Consider the following 24,345-nt stretch of genomic DNA (forward strand, 5'->3'; position numbering starts at 1 on the left):
ATGACCGAAAACACATTTCAGCCATGGTATGAGCGAGTAGACATGTCTTGCCTGACTGAAACATGAATCGGAATCTTTGAAATTGCATGCCACCTCCATGATCCGACCGCTGTTGGCAGCGGCCGGTGCCTTGCTTCTTGCTGCTTGTACGCAACTTCCCTCAGAACGAATTGTCGGAACTGCCCCGGCTCCCTCCATTGAGACGATTGCGCCCGAACCAGAGCCGCAGCCTGCGATCCAGCCCGTGGAGCGGGCTTCCGAGAAGCCGGACTACTCCCTCGCTTATGCCGAAGTCGACGAGGGTGAGTTTCGCTGGCCCGCGATAGATCACACAGCGGTCCATCCCGACTATTTGCGCCAGGAAGTCGATTATGCGACGGACGAGCCGCCGGGCACCATCGTGGTCGAGACGGAGAAAAAGTTTCTCTACCTGGTGGTGAAGGATGGACGAGCCATTCGCTACGGTGTGAGCCTCGGTGCCCAGGGCCGGGCATGGAAGGGGCGCGCAATCATTCAGTGGAAGCGAAAGTATCCGACATGGACGCCGACACCGTCGATGATCAGTCGCAATCCGAAACTCGAACAGTGGAAGCAAGGCATGCAGCCCGGCGTGAATAATCCCCTCGGGGCACGCGCGCTGTACATCTTTCAGGATGGCCAGGATACGCTCTATCGCATCCACGGCTCTCCGGAATGGCAAACGATCGGCAAGAACGCCTCGTCTGGCTGCGTACGGATGTTCAATCAGGACGTCATCGACCTCTACGAACGTGTGAGAGGCAAGGCGCCACTGCTTGTGAAGTGAACACCGCCTGACGCAGGCGGTGTTCGCCACTACGGCGCTGGATCGCTCGAACGATCATGATCCCATCCGGCGCCGACAGCGGCGTCGACCTCGCAGATGACGCCGGCTGGGTCGTAGCTGATCGTTACGTCACCCTTCAACTCGGCCGCCAGCAGGTTTTCGATCAGGCGCGAGCCGAAGCCCTTTCGCGATGGAGGAGCAACGGTCGGCCCCCCCATTTCCTGCCAGCGCAACCTCAGCTTGTTATCGGCGCCAAGCGACCATTCAATCGTAACGTGGCCTTCCGGTTCGGACAAGGCACCATACTTGGCTGCATTCGTCGCCAATTCATGCAGAGCCAGCGAGATTGACACAACCGCCCGCGGCGCCAGTTGGATGCTCGGGCCCGAGATCGAAAACCTGTCACGCTGATAGTGAGACAGAGACTGCTTGATGACGGCTTCCAGTTCGGCCTGCTCCCAGTTGCCGTGTGTCAGGAGATCATGTGCCTTGGCCATCGAGGCCAGTCTGGCCTCGAAAGCGTCCACGCCGGCCCGGGTTGCCTGCTCGCGACCGAGGGTCTGTCGCGCAATCGCCATCACGGTCGCGAGCACGTTCTTCACACGATGGTTCAGTTCGCCCACGAGAACTGTCTGGAGCCGCTCGGCCTCCTTTCGGGCGCTGATGTCGTGCGCTATTTTTGAGGCCCCGACAATCCTGCCATAGGCGTCGAAAATTGGTGAAACGCTGAGCAGGACGTCGACAAGCCCGCCATCCTTGCGTCGGCGCTTGGTCTCATAAGGCTCGACCTTCCGGCCGGCACTGACCTGCCTGATGATCGCGGGCTCCTCTTCAATCCTGTCATCGGGAACCAGAATGATGACCGAGCGGCCGATCGCTTCCTCAGCCGAATAGCCGTAGAGCTTTTCTGCTCCGATATTCCAACTCGTGATCCTCATGTTCAGGTCGGTGCCGAGAATGGCATCGTCGGACGAAGCAATGATCGCGGCAAGCCGGCGTTCAACCTCCTGGGCCCGCTTGCGTTCGGTGATATCGACGACAACCGCTGCGGTTTGCCGTATCTCTCCATTCTTGTCGCGAAGAGGCGAGACGGAACTCGCTACCCATACGAGGCTGCCATCCTTGCGAACGTAGCGTTTCTCGATGTCAAAGCTTTCGCCGGTTTCCACCATCCTCCTGAACGATTGGACATAGTTGTCCAGATCCTTGGGAAAGGTGATGTCCTGCACTCGCATCTTCAGAAGCTCGGCTTCCGTGTATCCGACGATGTCGCAGAAACGGCTGTTGACCAAGAGCAGACGGCCCGCGAGATCAGACTGGCCTATGCCTGCGGCCGTTTGTGAGAATATGGCACGAAACCGCTCCTCGCTCTCCCGCAACGCGGTCTCGAACCTGACGCGTTCAGTGGTCTCGCTGACGATGCAGAAGACGCCGCCGACCTCTCCCGCTTCGTCCCTGATCGGTGAATAGGAGATGTCGAAGTGAACAGTCTCAGGATAGCCGTGTCGCTCGATATAGAATGGGCGGTCCTTGGCAACCACTGTCTCTCCGTGATCAAGAACACGTCGCAGGAGCGGTTCCAGATCGCTCCACAATTCGCTCCAGTGCTCGCGGGCGGGGCGGCCGAGCGCCTGAGGATGCTTGCGCCCGATTGTAGGGGCATAGGCGTCATTATAGAGAGCGATAAAATCACGGCCCCAGAATATGACGATCTGCGCCTTGGCGGGCAGCATGATGTCGACGGCCGATTTCAATCCGGCCGGCCACGAGGAAAAGGGACCGATGCCGCTTGCTTCCCAGTCGCGGTCGTAAATGCGACCGGCCATCTCGCCGGATACGGAATATGTGTCGCTGCTGCGCAGGGGTTTGTCCTCTCTAGAGTGCCCTTGTAATTCAAAGGTTTGGCGCGCAGACGTCAAGAGGCAATGCAAGAAGGCACTCAGTTATCGTTCGACATGGCACCAGGCGGCCAGAAGCGGACGTGCGGTGCACCGCATCGCGACATTGTGCCCCGCTTCGTTGAAAAAAATCGAACCGATGGAACCGCGCTGCCAGCCCTTGTCGTCGCAGGAGAACTCGCAGTCGGATAGCGCCAGAAAAACCCGGGAGCGATACTGTATGTGGTCAGGGAAACGGCTGTAAGGCGCCATGATCGTGAGGCCGAGAGCCACGTCGCTTCGCTCTTCCACGCCGGATATACCGGCCACGACCGCATGCGCATGCGTATGTTCTATGTTGATGCTGGCAAACGGGCCGGTTTTGCTCGCAACCCATTCGAGGCTCTTGGCGACGTCGTTGATGGCCGCAGCGACCTCTGCGAAAGGCTCACCCGTCAAAGCCAAAATGCGCAGCGCAAACTGCAATTGCGGAGCCAGGGGCAGCGAGGTGGCCGGTTTGTTTGCGATGGCGCCCGGTTCCTGGAGCAGGTGGAATACTTTCCCCGCGACAAATTTCTCCATGAATGGAGCAGCGTCGGACAGCATGATGTTTCCCAGCGCGCCGATCAGGCGTTGCACGGCGACAGGCCTGCGGGCGCGGCTCACTGGATAGTCGCCACTGGCAGCCCTGGTCCCACGATGCAGAAGGAGATCTGCTTCCCTTCTCAACCGGGGTTTCGACATCGGTATGGAACGCTCCTTGATCACATGAGGCGATCCTTATCCCGGCCGGATCAAAAAGCAAACCGTTCGAAGCACCATTTCCGAACATGTTGACCGCGGCCGCATGCGCTTGGCAGGAATCCTCACCCCAATGCCTTGCGTTTCTGCTCGGCGGTTGACCGCCAAACAGAAACGCGCCGAGCCGGTCCTATTCTGCTCGTTTCAGGGCATCTCCCAGGATCGAGACGATATTTCCGATTTCGCCGCTCTCAATGATCAGCGGCGGGGAAAGCGCGATCGTATCGCCCGTGACACGGATCAACAGCCCCTTCTGGAAGCAGTCGACGAAGACGTCATAGGCGCGCGCACCAGGCGCGCCGTCGCGGGATGCAAGTTCGATTGCGCCGACGAGCCCGAGGTTGCGGATGTCGACGACATGCCTCAGTCCCTTCAAGGAGTGAAGAGCCTCCTCCCAGGTGTCGGTCAAGGAGGCGGCACGGGTCAGCAAGCCTTCCTCCTCGTAGATCTCCAATGTGGCAATGCCGGCAGCACTGGCAACCGGGTGACCGGAATACGTATAGCCGTGGAAGAGTTCGATCTGGCTCTCGGGTCCCACCATCAAGGAGTCGTACACCTTACGGCGCGCAAAGACCGCTCCCATCGGAATGGCGCCGTTCGTCAGACCCTTGGCGGTGGTGACAAGATCGGGAACAACACCGAAATAGTCGGTCGCAAATGGCGTCCCAAGCCGGCCAAAGCCGGTGATGACCTCGTCGAAGATCAGGAGGATGCCATGCTTGTCGGCAATAGCGCGCAGACGCTCCAGATACCCCTTCGGCGGCAGGATGACGCCAGCGGATCCAGACATCGGCTCGACGATGACGGCGGCGATCGTTTCTGCGCCATGCAGCGCAACCAGCCGCTCCAGATCGTCGGCCAGCTCGACCCCATGCTGCGGGAGCCCCTTGGAGAAACCATTTCGCTCGATGTCGAGGGTATGGCGCATATGGTCGGCAGGTATCTGCGGGAAGACGCGGCGGTTGTTGACGAGACCGCCGACCGAGATGCCGCCGAAGCCGACGCCGTGATATCCCTTCTCGCGACCGATGATGCGGGTGCGGGTGCCCTGGCCGATGGCGCGCTGGTAGGCGATCGCAATCTTCAACGCTGTATCGACCGATTCCGAGCCGGAGCCGGTGAAGAACACGCGATCGAGTTTTGCGCTTAAGCCACCCGGCGCGATCCTTGCGAGCCTTTCGGCAAAGTCGAAGGCGACGGGATGGCCCATCTGAAAGGTCGGGGCAAAGTCCATCGTCTGCAGCTGGCGAGCAACAGCATCCGCGATGCGCTGGCGACCGTGGCCGGCATTGACGCACCAGAGGCCAGCCGTGCCGTCCAGCACCTTGTTGCCGTCAATATCCGTGTAATACATGCCTTCGGCTGAGGCGAGCAGCCGGGGTGCGGCCCTGAATTGGCGGTTTGCCGTAAACGGCATCCAGAAATTATCGAGGGAAGGCCGGTTTGAAATGCTGATCTGGTCCACCGCTATAGTCTCCATTGTGCGTGGCGACATGTTGGGTGATTTGCGCCGATGGACAAGTCCTTTTCTTTGTTCATGTAAACTCTTGAAATCTATGCCTATGCGTTGAATATGTTCGATATTCGCAACAGGTGAAACGCGCCCTATGTCCGTCGATATCGGCAACCGCCTTCGTCATCTGAGGATGATGCACAATTTCTCGCAACGCGAACTGGCCAAGCGGGCTGGTGTCACGAATTCAACGATCTCGTTGATCGAGTCGAACTCCTCCAACCCTTCCGTCGGGGCACTGAAGCGTATTCTTGACGGCATCCCCATCGGTCTGGCGGAGTTTTTTGCCTTCGAACCGGAGCGGCCGCGAAAGGCATTCTACGCGGCAGAGGAACTCGTCGAGATCGGCAAGGGGCCGATCTCCTATCGTCAGGTTGGAGAAAGCCTGTTCGGGCGCAGCCTGCAGATCCTGAAGGAGTGCTACCAGCCGGGCTCCGACACCGGCAAGGTTCCCCTCGTTCACGAGGGGGAAGAGGGCGGTATCGTTCTTTCCGGACGGCTCGAAGTGACGGTTGACGACGAGCGACGGATCCTTGGGCCGGGCGATGCCTATTATTTCGAAAGCCGGCGACCGCACCGGTTCCGATGCGTCGGGCCGATTGCATGCGAGGTCATCAGCGCCTGCACACCGCCGACATTCTAGACCGTTCAGGCTTTGGCGCCCTGTATTCTCGCCAGGACGCGGTCAAGCGCCAGGATCAGTGCATCGCGCCCGCCGTTTTTCTCGAAGTCGGACAGCACCTGTTCGTTGAGGCCGCCCTTCGTCGCAAACTCGCTGCTGAGTTCTTTAAGCGGAACGGTTTTCGAGCGCAGCGCAGTCTGCGTGAGATTGGTAAACAGCGGCGCGATATAGGCGCGTCCCTTGCCTTTGGTGAGGCCACGTTCTTCCAGCCACGCGGCCGAAATGTCCATGATTCCGAGGACGGTCGACATCAGGGAGCTGGCCGCTGCCAGGAGGTCGTACTCCTCCTTGGTCTCGCATTCGACCGCGGTACCCATAACGGAAAAGAGCGCCGCAATGCGAGAATCCGGCGGAAAAACGGCCGTCACGCCTTCGCGGTCGGCGACAAAAGGCAGTGGAATGGCCTGGACGAGGTGAACATCGGCCCCGATCCATTCAAGAAGTGCCTTGCGATCGGTCGCTGCAATGACGCTGAGAACGGATTGACCCTTTCGGAACGTCAATCCGCCGAGAACCTCCTTCGCAATTTGCGGGCGCACCGCAAGGACAACCACGTCGCTCGCGTCGATGACGGCCTGATTGTCGGCGGCAACCGAGACTTCCGCAAAGTCGGCAGCCAGTCGCTGGGCGATCTCGGCGTTGCGAGGCGAAATGGTCACCCGTGCGACGGCGGCAGGCTTCGTCAACAGGCCTCTGACCATGGCGTCGCTGATGGCCCCGGTTCCGATGAAGCCGATTTTTTCTGTCTGCACGCCACTTCCCCCTGTTGCGTGGTCAGGCCGGACATTGCCCGAACAGCGCAATAGCGTTCCGCGCGCCATGTGGCAAGGCAGGCGGGCCGCTCGGACGATCGACCCGCAACTCGAAATGATTACTCCCGCGCACGCATGGGTGCCAGCGACATGGAATGTGAATAGGCTTGCGGCGATCTGTTTCCGGGCATGTTTTCATCGAGTACGAGCGTCTTGAGGTCGTCCGTCCTGACATCGAGGGTAACGACACTCTGCCTTTTGTCCAGCTGCCAGACGAGGTATCCAAGGGCCGGCGAGTAACCGCAATCACAGCCACAATCGTCATACGCAATGGGTTTTGGCTTCTCCGGAAGCAGCATGATCAGCGGTTTTGGCATCTTGTAGCAGTGCCCTTCGTAGGCGTAGCCGTAGATAACGCCAATGCTCTTGAGATAGCCTTTGCAGGGGTCACCAAAGTCGACCCACGGCAGCCCCAGTGCTATCGGCAGGCAGATGGCCTCATGATCATGCCGCAGCGAAATGTTCACACCCGCTTTCGCCTTTTCGGCGTCTTTGGCATCGACTTTGACGCTGTCTGTCGCTGGGCGTCCATATAGTCGCACCTCGCTCGGGTCGTAAGGGCCGGACGTTCCGACGTTTGGATTTCTGCAGCAATCGCTCATGGTCCTCTCCTTTCGGGTTGCCTCAATAGGTGATTTCACGCCATGCAAAACTTGCCCTGAAAGCTTCCGCCACTGCACCATCGGCGGCATCAAGGATCGACCCTGCGGCCTGGTTGAATGTCAAAGTCCGAGCGTCGAGGCTCTTCAGTGAAATGGCGAGCGCACGTCCGACGTCGTCCCTCGCCTTCTCCAAAGCCAGCTGAAAATAAAGGGGTCTTGTGCGAAAAGATTGCGCCGTCAGTTCGCGGAAGTGATCAAACTCGTCAAGTGTCAGATGGCGCAGATCCACCTCGAGAAGCCGCCGTTCGGCAGAACCGTTGGCCACGAGATTGCGATGGTAGAGTTCAACGATAGTGTCGAAGACGGCGCCGACGAAAGGCAGCGCGCGGTCGTGCGGGTCGCGTGTGACTTCCGACATGCGCCTGAAGTTGGTCGCGAGGCGAATCTGGGTTTCCGGGCTGGTTTCGGCGAAGCGATTGAGCTCGTTGTAGAGCAGCAGATCTCCCTTTGTCCTTCGCAGCAACCGGTCGATGGCGGAATCGAAGGAGAGAAAAGAGATCAGCGATACACAGTCGGAAAAGCCCTCAGAGAAGGGAAAGAACTCGCTCTCGCGGGAGGCTCCGACCGGAACGCCTATTTCCGAGAAGATGATCAGGTGGCCGACCTCATGGGCGATCGCATCGAAATTCAGCGCGTAAGGTCTTGGTGTTCCACCGACATCCGAGCGTCCAAGTTCCAGGAAGCCATAGCCTGCCTGGGCGTTGTCCCACTCGACCAAGGGAATGATCTCCAGTCTCGGAAAGGTGGCATCGAAAAACCACTGAACCCGATGACCGAGGTAACTCTGCCAGATTTCGAGCACACGATGGATGCAGGCATAGGCATGAACGCCGAGATAAGGTCGCGATAGCGGATCCAGGCTGTCGAAATGGCCGTCAGGGCCCGCATGCACTGGTGGACGGCTGATGCCGTTAAAGGGTGGCAGGCGCGAATAGCCGTAGGGCTGCTTGCTGTAGAGCGGATCAGCCACATACATGCGGGCGTCGCTCGGCCCAGGGAAAATCTCGTTGGGTAGAATCGACAGCCAGACGCGATCTGGCTGCTCATAGCCTGGGATGAACGGAGGCTGAGGAAAAATCCAGAATCGAGTTCCCGTGCCGGCCTCGGTAGAGGCCGTCATAACATGCGGGTGCAAATCCATGTTGGTCCCGCCCCATATGTAGAAACAACTTTACGTTTATTTAGTAAATATTAATTAGATCAGTGTCAATATTGGTTGCTTCGAGATCGCGAATGAAAGTATTCGTTGCAACCCAGGCTTCAGCTGGGCGCCGGCCGGAAAATCTCTCAGACAACTCTGGCGCGAATTTAAGTGCCGCTAGTGCGTCAATACCCTTCTGTCGGACGATTTGAGGACGCAATCGGCCGATTTCTTCTCGCGGCCACCCCTCTGCGCGAAGTATCTTATCAATGGATCGATCGCGAAAATTCATTCGCCGGGCAGTTGCGGTAAGGCTGTCGCGTTGCGCGGCGCTTATATGGCCGAGCCGCATCAGATGGGAAAACGTTCTTTGCAGATCGATCAATGCATCTGTCACCGGCGGGAAGCCCAATTCGGCCGGCCCCGACTGAACGGCGACGGCATCGTCTGGGGTCAGCACCCAGCGCCTGTACCACCGGAAGATCAATCCGACGCCGATCATGCCGTATGGACCCAACTCCGCAGCCCGAAGCGCTCCCATGCTTGCTGCTCCGATCACGACGATCCCTTGCGCCAGCGCCCATAAAATCTCCTTGTGCCGGACCGATGGGCGGTCTTCGAACTGCCCGTCGATGATGACCATCGCTCTTGGACGAAATGCATGGGCGGCAAGCAGGATGTCACCCTGTGCCACCGGCTGCAGGTAAACGGCGTCAAGTGCCGCCTGAGCCTCAGGCAGTCGCAGTGTCGGCCCCAGAAAAACCAGTATCGGTCCGGTTAGATCTGCCACACTCATTTTGACCTCCTAGCGCACGACGTTGAACGGGCGGGCTCGGGGCATCAGCATCCTGACGCAACGAACGGGCCCGTCTGGATGCGAACCCAACGGAACCGCAAGAACGGGTCCAAGCTCGGTGTCTTCGACGCGGTCGAGGAGATCCTGGAGGCTGGAAATAGGAGGGGCCTCAACGATTTGCGTGAAAGAAACTGGATTGAGGATGAGCTGCCGGGCCTTTGCGACAATGCTGTCGACACGCTTGTGATAGTGCCGCGTCGTCTGATCGTCGCGGGCGCCTGAGATGGCTCCGGCACGGGCCGCCAGCGCCTCGCACAAGGCATTTTCTGCCGCCTCGGCGAGGTCTTGCCCAGCCGAATAACCTTCCGTCGGCAATGCGAGCACGGGATGGCCGCCACCGAGTTCGATCGTCTGGCACCAGACGACGGTAACGCCAGTCGGGGAGGGGGCATGCCAGAACCCGGCCGATATATTGTGTTCCGCAAGAAGACCGGTCAGGTGATTAACGGCGGGACCGAGGCTCCCGGGGGAAAGCCGGTATCTGTCGAAGAAGCCGTGCGTGTCGAACGCCCGGGCAATTGCGTCGCGTTCTATACACTCGAAGAGCGCATGCGCAGTCGCTTGATGCCAGGTTGAATGGCAGGCAAGCCCGGTGGTGGTGCGCAGGAAGAGCCCGTCGAAATCCGGGGGCGGATCCGTATAGCGTGTGTGCACGAGTTCAAGAGGAACCATTTGGGTGTGTCGGAGGCAAAGGTCATGGCCCATGATCCAGAGGGTTGGTTTCGACCGCCAGGCCGATGTTGCGTGGTCGTCAAGCTGACGATCGAAGAGGCCCTCCGGGATGGCGAGCTCATCGGCGCTTCCAAGGACGGCGCTGGTGGCGGGAACCAACTCGGCGTAATGGCGCTCAAGTGTCTCCATGATCGCGCCGATGGCGGCATGAGCCATGGATCGGCCGCGGCCAAGCGAGGTCACCTCGGAAAGGGCTGCTGGACGGATTGCCTGGACCGTGGGAAGCCCCAACCGGTCAAGGCCGGTGAGGTCTGCGACGCGTGTTATTCCTGCATGCCGGCAGATTGGCAGGAGCCTTCGCAGGTACTCACATGGCGGATCGACCTCGGCCCGGCCCAACGATGCCCCCCGGTTGGCGGTGACCTCTGCCGCAAACTCGTCCAGGAGGTCGCCCCCTGAAATGGCGCCGTTGGGTTCATCGGTCGACAACAAGGCCAAGCTCCTCGAGCGACTGCCTTATTCTGTCCTGGAGTGCGGCCGCCCCCTGCGATTGGGCGATCTCTGCAGCAAGATGCAAATCTTCCATGACGAGCTCGCGCATCGCGCCGGAGCGGGCGCGCAGCATGGCCCGAACGCGGTACAATTCCGCAAGCCAATAGGCGTGACCTGTTTCCCTTGCCTTGACGATCGCCTGGCTGGCGACCTCGATGGCGCGATCGACCTTATCGTCAAGGCCGAGCATTGCAGCCTGCATCGAGAGATAGATCGGCAGGTCGACGACCGTGCCGAGCTCTCCCAAAAGGTCAAATCCCTTGCAGAACCTCTCATAACCGCCTGCGACGTTTCCAAGATGTGCTTCGGCCCATCCGCCAAAAAGGAGCGAAAGTCCGGCCAAAGATTGCATTTCATGCTGTCTGGAAAATTCAGACATCTCTTCCGAGATGGCTGTCAAGCGTTTGTAATCATTGCGATAGAATGCCGCGACAGCTTCCACGTCGAGAGAGTGTGCTTTGCTCGGCAGGTGGGAAATGCCATTCACGAACTGGATCATCTCTTTCAGTACGCGGTCTGATTCATGCGTTTGGCCTGTCAGCCACAGCGAGTGGGCCAGTTGGCCCAGGCCACAGGCACAGGCATCGTGCCCACCGTAGATGGTTCGCGCTTCGGTCGCCCTCTGTGTGTCGTAGAGAGCCAGGCCTTCCCGCACAGCATTCTGCGTTTCCCTGTGACGTCCGAGATTGAAGTCGATTGCCCAGATGCAATGGTTCATCTGCAGGCGTACCTCGGGGTCCCGGATGCCTGCCAGCATGACCTGAACCTCCATGGCGCGTTCGTGCATCGTCAAAAAGTCGGAACCCGTCAGCCACCAACCCCAGTAGATTGGAAACCATCGCGACTTCTCTTCCAGCGGTTGTCGATTGGCGATTTCCACCCCATCTTCGTAAAGCTTTCGCGCCGGCGGCGAATTCAGGCCGATTGTCCCGGTAAGCACGGGTCCCAATGCAATGACGGCCGATAGCCGCAGCCGATCAACCCGCTCGTTCATGCCGAGCTCGTCGCAGATTGAGAGGCCATGCTCGAGATGATGGCGAGCTTCGACCAGGGCCGACCGACGCGCGGCCTCCTGACCGGCCGTAATGAACAGTTCCACGGCGGTCTCCTTGAGACCAGCACGTTCCGCATGCTCGGCACGCGCACCGCCATCGATCCACGGTGCGATCGTGGGGTCTTCGGTCAGTGCGTCGAAGAGGCGGCGATGAAGCGCCTGGCTTTGTCGCCGCAGCAGCAGTTTGTATATCGTCTCCTGGATCAGTGAATGGCGAAAGCCATAGGTAACGGTTCCGCCGGCTCGCACATGCGTTACGAAGCCGGTGTTACACAGTGTATCCGCCGCGTTTGCCAGCGCCTTCCTGTCATAGTCGGGAAGCAGAGTCTGAAGAAGCGACAAGGTAAAGCGGGAGCCGGCAACGGCTCCGGCGCGTGCCACGTCTCTAATTGGGCCGAGATTGCCGAGCCGTGCTTCGAGGATCTCTTCAAATGTCGAGATATGTGCCGACGATCCGCTTTCCGGGATCGTGACACCCGTAATCGTGGTCTCGGACATCCATTGGCATATCTGCTCGATGAAAAGCGGCACGCCGCCCGAAATCCGCTCGGTTACCTCAACCAGGTCTTCAAACTCCGCCACTCTGTGCTGTGGCCAGTTGCGCTCGATTGCAAGCCTCGTCTGGTCTGCATCGAGAGGGTTTAGAGGCAGTCGCGAGGGACGGGCGTCCTCCGGCCATTCCATGGTCGCCTCAGGGCGTGTGGTCGCAATCAGGAGGATCGGTAGCCCCAGGATGGCGCGGGCCGCCTCAATCAAGAACTCTCGAGAAGTCGGATCTATCCAGTGAACATCCTCGACGACAAAGAGAAGGGGCCCGTTTTCACAGAGTGCCTGCATCGCCTTCGGGATTGCTTGTCGCGCTCTCTCCCGGATCAGTCTGGGATTGCTGCCGGCGAGGTTTTCGCTTCGCCCCTCGGCTCCGAGCAGATAGGAGAAGAGCTCGACGATGTCATTGTCCCGTATGCCGTGGCGGCGAAACCGGCTGGCGACTGCGGATGCCGTCAATTTCGTCTGTCCACCCGTCTCGGGCATGCCGGTAAGGCTGTTGGCCAAAGGATGCAGCGTCGAGTGAAAGCCGCCGGGCACGCATTGGAAGAAGAAGGATTTCGATCGCTCTGCACGGGTCAGTCTGCGGAACTCATGCAGAAGGCGTGATTTTCCAATGCCGGCGTCCCCCTCGATAATGACCGTCTGTCCGTTTCCGGCAACGACGCTTTTCCACGCTTTCGATAGCGTGCTGAGCTCATCTATGCGGCCAACGAAAGGATTGCCGAGCCTTCCGAAGGCATAGAACCTGTCCACTTCATTCTTATGACCGAGTGCGCGCCATGCTCGTTCAGGCGCCTCGAACCCCTTGAGGTTCCAGATGCCCTCGAAGGAGAACGCATGCGAGCGGCCCGCCAGCCTGCTGGTTTCGTCAGACACGAAGACTGTATTGGGAGCAGCGACGGTCTCAAGACGGGTGGCGAGCGCAAGTGCCACTCCGACAACAGGCTCATGGGTCCAGCTTTGCTTCTGAGGCTCCTGAACAAGGGCAACGGAGGTGGCAATGCCGACACGAACTTGCAGATCCGAACGACCGGCCGTCTCCCCGACGCGCCTGCAGGTCTCGATGATTTGCAAGCCCGCACGAATGGCAAGGGAAGCGGCATCCCGCGCTCCGATATCAATCGGAAACAAGGCGAGCCCGCCATCACCAGTCTCCACCCGAAGTACGCCCGATTGGGCGACGATTGATTTGTTGGCGGCTGCCTGAAACGCGGATATCAACTCGCGATAATCTTCGAGATCCATGCGGTGGAAGAGTTCCGTTGAATCGACCAGATCGTAGCAAAGCGCCGTAACGATCCGGCGCTCGATCGCGCTGGATACGGCCTCTGGCTTCCTCCGGACGTTTCCGGCCGGTGGTTTTCTGGCGCCATTCGGATCTTTGTCCTGCATCGCGCTTCCCCCAAGCCGCTAGGCCAAAGCCGCCTACTGACGAGGCTAACACATTCTTGGCGTGTTGCGTGAGTGTGTCGTTGTGCTCAGGGCAACTACTTTCGCAACAAACCGGGGAAATGGCAGCTTGGCGCTCTTCACGCCTCGCATACGCCTGCAGACGTTGCTGCACGACGCAATTCAGGGCAGATTGCGGGTTGTTGGGCGGCCGGAGGCTAGGCATTGCTGGAGAGGCTGATTGGCGAATACGGCGTCTTGGCCGTTTTTATCGGGGCCGGTGTCGAAGGGGAAACGGCAGCGTTTCTGGGTGGTGTCCTCGCTCATCGTCAGCTTGTTCCATACTGGCAGGTCGCTCTGGCCGCGTGTCTCGGATCCTTTGCTGCAGACCAGTTCTTCTTCTTGTCAGGTCGCTACGCCACCAAGTGGTCCTATGTTCAAAAGCTGCTGGAATCGGGACCGATCGCGAGGGTGACGAAGCTCCTCGAAGCGCATCCGACAGGCTTTATCCTCGCCTTTCGCTTCATCTACGGCATGCGAACGATCAGCCCTGTTGCAATCGGCGTCTCGAACGTCTCGACGCGGAAGTTCATTATACTCAATGCGATTGCAGCGCTGATCTGGGGCGTCGCGATAACGGCGATTGGATTCCTGGCCGGACACGCCGTTGAGATATTGATCGGCCGGCTGGAGCTTCATCTTCACGTGTTAATCGCGCTGGCTTTGGCTGCAATCCTCGTCGGGGTCAGTGCTTATGCGGTCAGGCGCGAAATGGCGCGACGCTCCGCGCGCTCGGGCACTTGGAGACGCGGGTGATGGTCTCAGCCGAAACGCTCGGCTTCGTCGAGCCGCGTGGACCGTGTCTCGGCGTCGGATCTGTTTTCGATGCTTCATACCACAGATGAAAGCCAGCCTTGGTGGCCTCAGGTTTCTGTGGCCAACGAACCACCTTTTGCGCACCTGCGGACCGGCGATCGGGGATTCTCCAATCCAGCGATCCCGGAATAAGCGAAGAAACCATCATTACGAGTGGCTTGCAGCTGGTGTTCTGTGGGAGAATGCCTATGTTTCCCGTAGTTTCTAAAATTACAGGGTTCCTTTTTTGCTTCTCGAAATTTCAATTGTTGCCATTCTCACCATCTTGAATGGCGTCCTTGCCATGTCGGAGCTCGCGGTCGTATCCTCGCGTCCCGCACGCCTCAAAGTGCTGGCCGACCAGGGAAGCCGTGGGGCCGCCATTGCCATCCGACTGGGCGAGGAGCCAGGGCGGTTCCTGTCGACCGTGCAGATCGGCATTACCCTCGTCGGCGTGCTGTCCGGTGCGTTCTCAGGTGCGACGCTTGGTGCGAGACTGGCCGGCTGGCTCGGCACGCACGGCCTTTCACCGGCCGCTGCCGATGCGCTTGGGGTCGGCTCGGTCGTTGTCGCAATCACATACCTGTCGCTGATTGTCGGTGAGCTGGTGCCGAAGCAGATCGCGCTTCGCGCGCCGGAGACAGTGGCAAGCAAAGTCGCCCCGGCAATGATGTTCCTGTCTCGCCTGGCCGCCCCACTCGTCTGGTTCCTCGACGCTTCCGGTCGCATGATCCTTCGTGTTCTTGGTCAATCGGGCAAGTCCGCCGATATGGTCACCGACGAGGAAATCAAGACCGTCCTGGCAGAAGCGCAGAGCGCCGGTGTGATTGAGACGGAAGAGTCGGCGATGATTTCCGGTGTCATGAGGCTGGCGGACCGAAGTGCCAGAGCCTTGATGACGCCTCGCCGGGATGTCGAGGTGATCGACGTCGAGGACGGTTTCGATGAGATCCGAGATCAGCTCCGCGGGAGCGTTCAGGCGCGATTGCCGGTGCGAAGAAACAGCTCCGATGAGATCATCGGGGTGCTTTTGACCAAAGACTTCTACGACGCAATTGCCTCGTCCGGCTATGCCGACGTCGCCACGCTCACCAAGGAAGTGCCGATTGTGTCGGACTTGTCGGGCTCGCTTGATGTCATCCAGGCCATTCGTCGCTCACCCTGCCATATGGTGCTGGTCTATGACGAATACGGCCACTTCGAAGGCGTGATTACCTCTGGCGACATTCTGGAAGCAATCTTGGGCGCCGTTCAGGAGGACGCGTTTGGAGAGAAGGCCATCGTTCGCCGCCATGACGGCAGCTATCTGGTATCCGGCTGGACGCCGATCGACGAGTTTGCCGACTTCATGAGCTTCCAGGTCGAGAACGACCGGGAATATCAGACGGTTGCCGGACTCGTACTTGAGGAGATGAAGCACCTGCCGGAAGTGGGCGAAAGCTTTGTCATGAACGGCTGGCGATTCGAGGTCGTCGATCTTGACGGGCGCAGGATCGACAAGCTCCTCCTGACCGCCGAAGTGCCCCCAGGAGACGCCAGCCGAACGCTTCAATAATGCCGATCGGCTCTGCTCTTCGTGAGGGAACCTTCACGTGAAAGGGGAGTTCCCCTTTTCACACATGGAGGTAGATATGAAAGCTCTCATGACAGCGGCAATCACAGGACTTTTGTTGGCCGGTCCCGCTTCGGCTCAGACCACGGTCGTGACCGTGCCTGGCGAGGTGAGGACCTACATAACCGAACAAGAGGTTCCGTCAGTCGTTTATGATGGCGACATCGTCGTCGGGACGGAATTGCCGTCTTCGGTAGAAATCCACACCATCCCCAGCAGCGATGCATACGGTTACACCGTGGTCAACAAGCGACGTGTGATCGTTGATCCGCATACCCATCGCGTGATCGAAGTCATCAGGTAATCAATCGGTTGGCGAGGACGGCTGATATCGCGCTTGCACCCTGTGCATCGGCTTGCTGTTACGGAATGTAACCTTGGTCGGTGTGACCGAGCAAGGGATCTCCTTGGCACAGTCCCACCGCCGCAGCGACTTAGAACGAGGCAAGCGGTTCCTTTCGACCGAGAAGCCAAAGAAGATATGGCCCTCCGATCAGCGCGGCGAACAGGCCAACGGGCACCTGGTAGGGGTATATAATGACGCGGGATAACCAGTCGGCCAGTACGAGCAGTTCGGCGCCGATCAGCATGGCTGCGAGCAGATGGTCGCGGCTCCGGTGAAAGCCGATCAGCCGCGACAAGTGGGGCGCGATCAGGCCGGTCAGGCTCAGCGGTCCAATGAGGAAGGAAGAGATCGCCGTCATTGTCGCGGCAAGTGCGGCAAGCAGAAGCCGTGTCGATGTGACACGAAGTCCGACACTGCGCGCCAGCCCCGCGCCAAGCGGCAGGATGGCGAACCAGCGCGTCATCAGGAAGAGCGGTGCTGTCAGCACAGCCAGTGAGATGATTGCGGTCCAGGCTTCGAACGTGCCGGCACGGTTGGTCGAGCCCGAAATCCAGGTCAGAAGAATGTAGCTTCGCATGTCGCCTTGCGAAAGCACCACGCTGATGATTGCAAGGCAAAAAGCGCTGATGGCGACGCCTGAAAGCAGGAGCACGTCCGCTGATAGGCCAGCGCGTCGCGCAATAGCGATCATGGCCAGGAACGAGACGAGTGCGCCAAGCGACATGCCGGCGATCATGATTGCCGGAGAAGGGAAGGCGAATACGAACAGCGTCAGCGTCAGTCCAGCCCCGGCACCGGAAGAGACACCGAGCACTTCGGGGCTTGCGAGCGGGTTGCCGGTCACGCGCTGCATGACGAAGCCGGCCGCGCCGAGCATTGCGCCTGTTCCGGCGGCCACGACAATCCGCGGCAGCCTGAACGGCAAAAGATCTGAGAGTAGCGAGCCGACGGCAATTTGCCAGCCTCTATCGGTCGGTCCAACGACGAGAACAGCCAGGAAGACAACCAGAAAGGCGACGCCGAGGAGCAGAAGCGCCAATGCCCGTCGCGACAGACGTCGCGCGGTCCCGTTCGACGTTGACGTGGGCACCGCCGGCCCGTGCACGCGCGGCAGCAAAAACAACAGTAGAGGGCCACCGATGAGGGCGGTAGCAGCTCCTGTCGGCGCAAGGTCGGAAAAGCCGGGACCAAGCAACTGCGTCAGACAATCCGTCAGAAACAGCACAGCAGCACCGGCAAGGGGCGCCGTCGTCATCACCTGAGGCGTGGTGCGAGCGCCGCAGAGCCGCGCAATCGCGGGTGCGGCAAGCCCGAGGAAACCGATGATTCCGACTGTGGCCGTAACGGAGGCCGAAAGCCATACGGCAATCATCAGGACTGCGAACCGTACGGCGTGCAGCGAAACGCCGAGACCCTTGGCGCTGGCATCGTCCAAGGCAAGCACATTGAGCGGCCTGAAGAGAAGCAGAGCGGCGAGCATGCCAGCAGCAAGCTGGGGCGAAAGCGAAGCCACGCCGGCCCAATCCTGCTGGTTGAGGGCACCGGCGCCCCAGATATGGATCGACATTGCATACTCGCCCCGCGCCAGTACCAGCGTGACACTGAGCGAGGCTGCAACCATGCTGACGATCATGCCGCAGATTGCAACGGTGACCGGATCGAGACCGCGGCGCCAGCTCAAGGCGAGCACAAGGCCAACGGCGCAAAGGCCACCGGCGAAGGCGACAAGTTCGCGCGAGACGCCGGCCAGGATCGGCGAGAAGCTCAAACCAAGCGTCAGTGCCAGTTGTGCGCCAGAAGCGATACCGAGCGTCGAGGCGTCGGCTATCGGGTTGCGCAGAATGCGCTGCAGAAGTGCGCCTGCAAGGCCGAGTGCTGCGCCCGACACCAGCGCGATCGCAGCCCGCGGCATGAAGCTGCTCCAGAAAAGGATGGCATCAAGCGCCTTGGCTTGCTCGGGATCGCCAGGCACATGAGGGCGCAAGATCAAAAGCAGGGCAAAAGCTGCAACGCATGCAAAGGCAAGCGCCAAGGCCGGGATGATCGCTTTGCGTGAATATATATGCGGTATGGAAAGGCTAGCCGTTTCGGACACGGGAAAATCCTTCGGCGAGAAAGTCAGCGAAGCGACTTGCGGCTGGAAGCGCGCCATAGGGGTTGACCGAACCGAGGGTCAGGACGCGGTTCTCCCGCACGGCCGGAAGAGCCTTCCAGAATGCACTTCCGGTGAGGGCTTCGAACGCGTCTTGCGGATGCGGCGGAATGAGGATGATCCATGCGTCCGGCATGGATGCCAAGGTCTCGATGCCGACAGGTGCCGTAGCGGAGTAGCTGGTGGCACCGGCCCAGGCATTGGCAATGCCGACGCGCTGCAATACCTCGCCGAACATGCTGTCGGAACCGAACACCCGGTAGTGGCGGGCATCGCCGAGATTGATCGGCAGGACGGAACGTCCATCGCCGTTGGCGGCGAATTGAGACTTGTAGCGATCGAGTTTTGCCGCGAGACCTTCCACCAGCTTTCCGGCCGCCGGAAGCGCCAGACGCTCTCCGATCGCGAGCGTTGCCTGTTCGGCCAGCCTGTACGGGCTCTTTCCCGGCATGTATATCGCGTGGCTTTCGACCGTGGCGATACGGCTCATCAGCGCATCGGCCCAGGCGTAGAAGTTGGAATTGAAGATCACGTCGGGGCGCGCGAAGCGCAGGACCTCCAGGTTCGGCGTCCCGCGAAGTCCGAGGTCAGCCACCGTATCAGGCACTTCAGGCGTTACGGCGACCTGTCGGAACTGGCGAAGTTCCGTTGCCGCGACCACATTGGCGCCGATCGCGAGCAGCGTTTCCAGGAGCGCCCAGTCGAGCGTGGCAACCCTCGGCTGGAACGGCTGACCTTGCGCTACGCCCCCGACAAGCGTGGCTGCTCCGGCCAGAAAGGTCCTGCGTGTGAGCCGTGCTGCGCTCAATTTCATCTCCAGTCAGTAAGGGAGGCCCAAGCCAGGCCCCCCTGAAAGCAATCATTAGAACAACGGGTTACCAGGTCTTGCTCAACTTGAACCATACGGTGCGCGCGTCGCCGTAGCCGCAGGTGAATTCGCCGCCGCAGCCCTTCACATATTCCTTGTCGAAGAGGTTGGTGACGTTGACGGAGCCTTCCCAGCCTTCCTTCTTGTAGCGGATCGCCGCGTCAAACACGGTTGCATCAGGAACCTTCAAAGTGTTCAGCCGATCTGCCCAGCTTTCGCCCTGGTAACGCACGCCGCCTCCGACGCTGACACCCTCCAATGCGCCCTGCGTTACGGTATAGTCGACCCACAGTCCGGCGGTCATATCGGGTACTAGATAGGGCTTCTTGCCAACATAGGCTGCGACAATGTCCTCCTTCACTTCGAGATCGGTGTAGGAGAACGAGCCGAGAAGCTTCCAATTGTCGTTGAGGTTGACCTTGGCCTCCAGCTCGATACCGCGGGATTCGACTTCGCCGATCTGATTGGCAAGGAAAGTCGCCGGGTCAGTCACGACGACGTTGCGACGGTTCAACTGGAAGAGCGAGGCCGTGAATGTGCCGTCGATAAAGGTCGGGTCGTACTTCAGGCCAATTTCGTACTGCTCGCCTTCTTCCGGTTCATTGTTCGGGGTGGCGCTCGGAGCGACCGTTGGATTGAAGAAGGTGCCCACGCTGGCGTAAGGCGTGAGACCATTGTCGAATTCGTAGGCGATGCCGATGCGACCGCTGGCCGCCGAGTTGTCGTAGCTGTAGCTGCTATAGGTCGAACTGTAGGCCGTCGGGCGGTTGTCGGTGTCGGTATTGACGAAATCGTAGCGCCCGTTGAGCGTAACGAGCCAGCCGTCGTCGAAGCGGATCTGGTCCTGGGCGTAGATGCCGAGCTGTTGCTGGGTGATCAGCTGGTTGCTGTAAATCCGGTTGATCGGCTGGGGGGCACCATAGACGGGGTTGACCGGGTCAATGGACGTGGCGAGCGTCGATGCCTGCACGTTGTCGAGCCGATAGTACTTGTAGTCGAGGCCGACCATGACCTCGTGATCGAGGGCGCCAGTCTGAAAGGCGCCTTCCAGATGGTTGTCGATTGCGAACGTGTCGACCTCGGAATGCCCTTCGAAGCCGAGACGATTGAGCTGGAAATAGCCCGGATCGAGAGGGACCGTTGTATTGACATAGCCATAGGCGTAGGGACCCACCTCGTATTTCTGCAGGTGGCCATAGCGGGCATTCGATGAGAACTTGATGCCGCTGTCGAACTCGTGTTCAAACTCGTAGCCCCCCATCTGCTGGTCATATCTGCCGGTATCGATGTCCGGTTCACCGGGGAAGAAGGCGCGATCGATCTTGCCAAATGGAGCATCGACCACGGTCCCGACATAGGGGAAAAATCCGTTGCCGACGTGAACCTGATCAAGCGCTCCCGCATAGGCCCAGGCCGTGAGCGTCGTGCCATCGTCGGGCGAGACGGTCACCTGCGGCATGACGAATCCGCGCAGGTCGTGGGAGAAGTCCGAATAGTTGTCGCCACCCGCGATCTTGCCGGTGAGGCGATAGGTTACCGTGTCACTTTGGCCAAGCTTGTCCGATATATCGAAGCCGGTGAAGGCATTTCCGTCGGTGTTAATGCCTGCCTCGGTGTAGTAGAAGGGCTCGTCCGTGGGGCGTTTGCGGACATAATTCACGATGCCGCCAGCGTTGCCTCCGCCATAGAGCACCGATGCCGGACCCTTCAGCACCTCGACCCGCTCCAGCATGAAGGGATCGATCTGGAAGCCACCGAAGCCATAGGTAAAGAGCTGCAGTCCGTCGAGATAGACGCCAGTCTGCGTCGCGTCGAAACCGCGAATGTAAATCCAGTCGGTGTCGGCATCGACACCGAAAGGAGCAGCCGTGACACCGGGCGTGTAGCGCAACGCCTCGTCGACCTTGTTGACGACGCCGCGGTCGTCCATTTCCTGCCTTCCGATGACGGACACAGCCTGCGGGATTTCGTTGAGCGGCGTGTCGGTCTTGGATCCCGTCGTCGTTTCCTTGGCGACGTAGCCCTTTACCGGCCCGATAGCGCCGTTGCCGACGCTCTGGCCCTGAACAACGATCGGCGCAAGCGCTGTATCGGCGTTCTCTGCCTGTGCCGCCCCGGCGGCGCAAAGACCAATCATCGCCACGCTCGTGCCCAGAGCGCGTCGCATGCGCTGTAAACCTTTTACTTCATGCATTCCAAAGACCCCACTCATGCTATTCGTCGGCGGCCGTTAGGCGTCGGCTTAATAAGATGAGCGATTAACTCAAATTTAATGGCCAGGCTTGGCGCGATCGGTGGCGATTGAATGATTTTGGGCGTTTCCAAAATTCGTGGGCAGATCTTTGCAAAAATGCATCACTTGCACTGCGATCTTTGCCAGCGAGCCGGTGTCGTGCCGACATGTTTGCGAAAGACACGGGTGAAATGCGCCTGATCGGAAAAGCCGGTCTCTACCGCGATGGTGGTCAACGCCTGCGCCTCATGGCGGAGCAGCTGCTTGGCTCGCTCGAGCCTGGCATTCATTTGCCAATCATGCGGGCTCGTGCCGGTAGAGGCCTTGAACGAATGGCTGAAATGCGACTGTGATAGCCCCGTCAGTTCCGCCAGCTCGTGGAGACGTATGCTGCGGGCGCAGTTGTCCTCGATGAACTCGGTGGCGCGCCGCAACTGCCACGAAGCCAGGGCACCGCGTTTGCGCGGCGGTGTCTTTGCCATCTTCAGGACGTCGATCAGCAGTGAAAGCGCCAGGCCGTCGCCATAGAGATCGTGGAGTGGAGCGGCGCTTGCAATCTCCGAAGCGATAAGCTCGGCGAGGGCCATGATACGCTGGTCGAAGAAGAGCAACTGCGGATCCTTCAGCTTCTGCGGATCGATATCCTCCATCAGCCGCTGGCCGAGGACGTCGGCATCGAAATGGATATCGAGATGGCGCATCGATTGCACGTCTCTGATGTCTACCCAGAGCTCCATCTCCGCCGGGATATAGGAAATCGGGCTCGCCCGTCGGTCTTGGGGAGCGCCGGCGGCGGTCGAGGAGAGCTTGACGGAGGGGCGGCCGCGTCCGAGATGGTCGAGAAGGATGAAGAGGCGCGGATCGCGCGCCACGTAGTGACCACCCGCGTAAGGGCTGCACTCGACATCCCAGAGATCGGCGGTAATGCCGTTCCAGTTGCGACGCCTGAGCCCGCCAATGACCGAGAAACCCTCGATCGCGTTCTGCATGCGCGGCTGAAATGTCATGGCGATGTCCTGTAGGCGTAAAACATGTGCGTGATTATCAAGTTTATTGCATCGCATCAATCGCCTTTGTTTTTCAGTGGCTCCTCATCTGCGCGTCATGGAGACGGTTGTATGCGCCGCGTTTGGCGATGAGGTCCTGATGGGTGCCTTGCTCAACGATTCCGTTGGCGTCGACGACGACAATGCGATCGGCACCCTGGATGGTGGCAAGCCGATGAGCGATGACCAGCGTCGTGCGTCCCTCAGACAATTCGCTCAGCGATCGCTGTATTGCTCGTTCCGTCTCCGTATCGAGAGCAGACGTCGCTTCGTCGAGGATCAGGATCGGAGGGTTCTTCAGGAACATGCGGGCAATCGCGACGCGCTGCTTCTGGCCGCCTGAAAGCTTGACGCCGCGCTCGCCGATGACCGTATCGAGACCGGCGGGAAGGCCCGCAAGCATCTCTTCCAGCCTCGCCCGCCTGGCGGCTTCGAGGATGTCCCTTTCGCTGGCGCCCAGACGGCCGTAGGCGATGTTCTCGCGAATCGTGCCGCCGAAGAGGAAAACGTCCTGCTGTACGATGCCGATCTGTTGGCGCAGCGACACCTTTGTCATGTCCCTGATGTCGACGCCGTCAATCGTGATGCGGCCACCGCCGACCTCGTAGAACCGCGGCAGCAGCGAACAGATAGTCGTCTTTCCGGCCCCCGAAGGGCCGACGAAGGCAATCGTTTCTCCGGCATCGATCGTCAGACCGACATGCTCGAACACGGGCGCTTCCGGATTGTATCCAAAAGAGACATCCTCATAGGCGATTGCGCCCTTGAGGTGATCAACCGCAATGGCGTCCGGCGCATCGGCGATATCCGGCTCGGTATCGATAAGCTCGGTGAACCGGCGAAAACCGGCGATTCCCTTTGGATAGGTTTCAATGACCGAGTTGATCTTTTCGACAGGACCGAAAAAGACGCCAACCAGAAGCAGGAAGCCGATGAAGCCGCCGGCCGTCAGCGTACCGGAAAGAACGAAATAAGCCCCGGCGATCATCACCACCATCTGCGTCAGCCGCATGCTCATGTAGCTCAGCGAACTGCTCGCCGCCATGAGCTTGTAGGCGTCGAGCTTGACGCGTCGGTAGCTCTGATTGTCTTTTTCGAAAAGTGTGCGCTCGTGGTTCTCGTTGGCGAAGGCCTGCACCACGCGGATACCGCCGACATTTTCCTCGATCCGCGTATTGAAGTCGCCAACCCGCTCGAAGAGGCGCCGGAAATTTTGGGTCATGCGGCTACCGAAGTGGCTCGTCACCCAGGCCGTCAGCGGTACGACGACAGCCGTTATCAGCGCCAGTTGCCAGTTGACCGAGAACATCAGCAGCAAGGCGCCGGCAAAGGTCATCAGTGCGATGAACAGATCCTCAGGCCCGTGATGGGCGACTTCGCCAATCTCTTCAAGATCCTTCGTCAGCCGTCCGACGATGTGCCCGGTCTTCTGGTTGTCGAAATAGCTGAACGACAACTTCTGTATGTGATTGAACGCCGCACGACGCATGTCGGTTTCGATATTGATGCCGAGCATATGGCCCCAATAGGTGACGACCGCCATCAGACCGGTGTTGATTACATAGATCGCAAGAAGGGCCGCAGACGCTAGCAGGATCAGCAGCCATTCCTGGCTGAGCAAAAGCCGGTCGACGAACAACTTCACGGCCATGGGAAAGCCGAGTTCGAGCAGCCCCGAAACAATGGAACAGGAGAAATCGAGAATGAAAAGGCCTCGATAGGGCCGGTAATAGGAGAAGAAGCGACGCAGCATTCAAATACTCGCAAACGAATGGGGATTGGACTGGTCGGCCAAGAGCCCGCATCGTAAAAACATGACTGGATTTCTCCATATTGTGGAGCCGCCCGGCTGATAGAGCGTTGCGCGA

At 59.6% G+C, this 24,345-nt stretch carries 19 protein-coding genes; 5 read left to right on the forward strand and 14 right to left on the reverse strand.

Annotation, left to right across the window (positions count from 1 at the left end):
- The first annotated feature begins 97 nt into the window (after positions 1–97).
- Positions 98–805, forward strand: coding sequence for a L,D-transpeptidase (locus C934_RS0107475; RefSeq protein WP_018856082.1), 708 nt, complete (start codon positions 98–100; stop codon positions 803–805).
- Between the two features lie 29 nt (positions 806–834).
- Here the strand turns inward: C934_RS0107475 and C934_RS0107480 are convergent, their stop codons facing one another.
- From C934_RS0107480 to C934_RS0107490, 3 genes are all read right to left on the reverse strand, one after another.
- Positions 835–2,631, reverse strand: a complete 1,797-nt coding sequence (locus C934_RS0107480; protein WP_018856083.1) for a PAS domain S-box protein — start codon at positions 2,629–2,631, stop codon at positions 835–837.
- 117 nt (positions 2,632–2,748) lie between these two features.
- A complete protein-coding gene (locus C934_RS0107485; protein WP_026371641.1) occupies positions 2,749–3,426 on the reverse strand; it encodes a dimethylsulfonioproprionate lyase family protein in 678 nt (225 codons plus the stop codon).
- Between the two features lie 187 nt (positions 3,427–3,613).
- Positions 3,614–4,948, reverse strand: coding sequence for an aspartate aminotransferase family protein (locus tag C934_RS0107490; protein WP_018856085.1), 1,335 nt, complete (start codon positions 4,946–4,948; stop codon positions 3,614–3,616).
- A 142-nt stretch (positions 4,949–5,090) separates the two neighbouring features.
- Between C934_RS0107490 and C934_RS0107495 the strand changes: the two genes are divergently transcribed.
- Positions 5,091–5,639, forward strand: a complete 549-nt coding sequence (locus C934_RS0107495) for a cupin domain-containing protein (protein WP_018856086.1) — start codon at positions 5,091–5,093, stop codon at positions 5,637–5,639.
- A gap of 5 nt (positions 5,640–5,644) precedes the next feature.
- On the opposite strand, the gene C934_RS0107500 is transcribed toward C934_RS0107495, so the two are convergent.
- From C934_RS0107500 to C934_RS0107525, 6 genes are all read right to left on the reverse strand, one after another.
- Complete coding sequence (locus tag C934_RS0107500) at positions 5,645–6,430, reverse strand: pyrroline-5-carboxylate reductase (RefSeq protein WP_018856087.1); 786 nt, start codon at positions 6,428–6,430, stop codon at positions 5,645–5,647.
- A gap of 119 nt (positions 6,431–6,549) precedes the next feature.
- On the reverse strand, positions 6,550–7,092 hold the full coding sequence (locus C934_RS0107505) for a hypothetical protein (RefSeq protein WP_018856088.1): 543 nt from the start codon (positions 7,090–7,092) through the stop codon (positions 6,550–6,552).
- A 22-nt stretch (positions 7,093–7,114) separates the two neighbouring features.
- Positions 7,115–8,293, reverse strand: a complete 1,179-nt coding sequence (locus C934_RS0107510; protein WP_018856089.1) for a hypothetical protein — start codon at positions 8,291–8,293, stop codon at positions 7,115–7,117.
- Between the two features lie 40 nt (positions 8,294–8,333).
- Complete coding sequence (locus tag C934_RS0107515) at positions 8,334–9,089, reverse strand: TfuA-like protein (RefSeq protein WP_018856090.1); 756 nt, start codon at positions 9,087–9,089, stop codon at positions 8,334–8,336.
- Between the two features lie 9 nt (positions 9,090–9,098).
- Positions 9,099–10,313, reverse strand: coding sequence for a YcaO-like family protein (locus C934_RS0107520; protein ID WP_156828726.1), 1,215 nt, complete (start codon positions 10,311–10,313; stop codon positions 9,099–9,101).
- Positions 10,297–13,368: an AAA family ATPase gene (locus tag C934_RS0107525; RefSeq protein WP_018856092.1), complete on the reverse strand. Its 3,072-nt coding sequence runs from the start codon at positions 13,366–13,368 to the stop codon at positions 10,297–10,299. Before C934_RS0107525 ends, C934_RS0107520 begins: the two co-directional genes overlap by 17 nt.
- 222 nt (positions 13,369–13,590) lie before the next feature.
- On the opposite strand from C934_RS0107525, the gene C934_RS0107530 reads away from it, so the two are divergent.
- The 3 genes from C934_RS0107530 (at position 13,591) to C934_RS0107545 (ending at position 16,136) form a co-directional block, all read left to right on the forward strand.
- The gene (locus tag C934_RS0107530) at positions 13,591–14,181 is read left to right on the forward strand and encodes a DedA family protein (RefSeq protein ID WP_018856093.1); all 591 of its coding nucleotides are present in this window, start codon (positions 13,591–13,593) and stop codon (positions 14,179–14,181) included.
- Positions 14,182–14,467: 286 nt separating this feature from the next.
- The gene (locus C934_RS0107540; RefSeq protein ID WP_018856095.1) at positions 14,468–15,775 is read left to right on the forward strand and encodes a hemolysin family protein; all 1,308 of its coding nucleotides are present in this window, start codon (positions 14,468–14,470) and stop codon (positions 15,773–15,775) included.
- A gap of 76 nt (positions 15,776–15,851) precedes the next feature.
- The gene (locus tag C934_RS0107545; protein WP_018856096.1) at positions 15,852–16,136 is read left to right on the forward strand and encodes a DUF1236 domain-containing protein; all 285 of its coding nucleotides are present in this window, start codon (positions 15,852–15,854) and stop codon (positions 16,134–16,136) included.
- 130 nt (positions 16,137–16,266) lie between these two features.
- Here the strand turns inward: C934_RS0107545 and fhuB are convergent, their stop codons facing one another.
- From fhuB to C934_RS0107570, 5 genes are all read right to left on the reverse strand, one after another.
- Positions 16,267–18,330: a Fe(3+)-hydroxamate ABC transporter permease FhuB gene (gene fhuB / locus C934_RS0107550; protein ID WP_018856097.1), complete on the reverse strand. Its 2,064-nt coding sequence runs from the start codon at positions 18,328–18,330 to the stop codon at positions 16,267–16,269.
- Positions 18,257–19,144: an ABC transporter substrate-binding protein gene (locus tag C934_RS0107555; protein ID WP_037089411.1), complete on the reverse strand. Its 888-nt coding sequence runs from the start codon at positions 19,142–19,144 to the stop codon at positions 18,257–18,259. Before C934_RS0107555 ends, fhuB begins: the two co-directional genes overlap by 74 nt.
- Before the next feature lie 61 nt (positions 19,145–19,205).
- A complete protein-coding gene (locus tag C934_RS0107560) occupies positions 19,206–21,365 on the reverse strand; it encodes a TonB-dependent siderophore receptor (RefSeq protein ID WP_018856099.1) in 2,160 nt (719 codons plus the stop codon).
- A 188-nt stretch (positions 21,366–21,553) separates the two neighbouring features.
- Complete coding sequence (locus tag C934_RS0107565) at positions 21,554–22,438, reverse strand: AraC family transcriptional regulator (RefSeq protein ID WP_018856100.1); 885 nt, start codon at positions 22,436–22,438, stop codon at positions 21,554–21,556.
- A gap of 73 nt (positions 22,439–22,511) precedes the next feature.
- Positions 22,512–24,230 (reverse strand): ABC transporter ATP-binding protein, encoded by a 1,719-nt coding sequence (locus C934_RS0107570; protein WP_018856101.1) that lies wholly within the window; start codon positions 24,228–24,230, stop codon positions 22,512–22,514.
- Positions 24,231–24,345: the final 115 nt, after the last annotated feature.

Source organism: Rhizobium sp. 42MFCr.1 (genome assembly GCF_000377185.1).
In the GTDB taxonomy this organism is placed as follows: domain Bacteria; phylum Pseudomonadota; class Alphaproteobacteria; order Rhizobiales; family Rhizobiaceae; genus Rhizobium; species Rhizobium altiplani.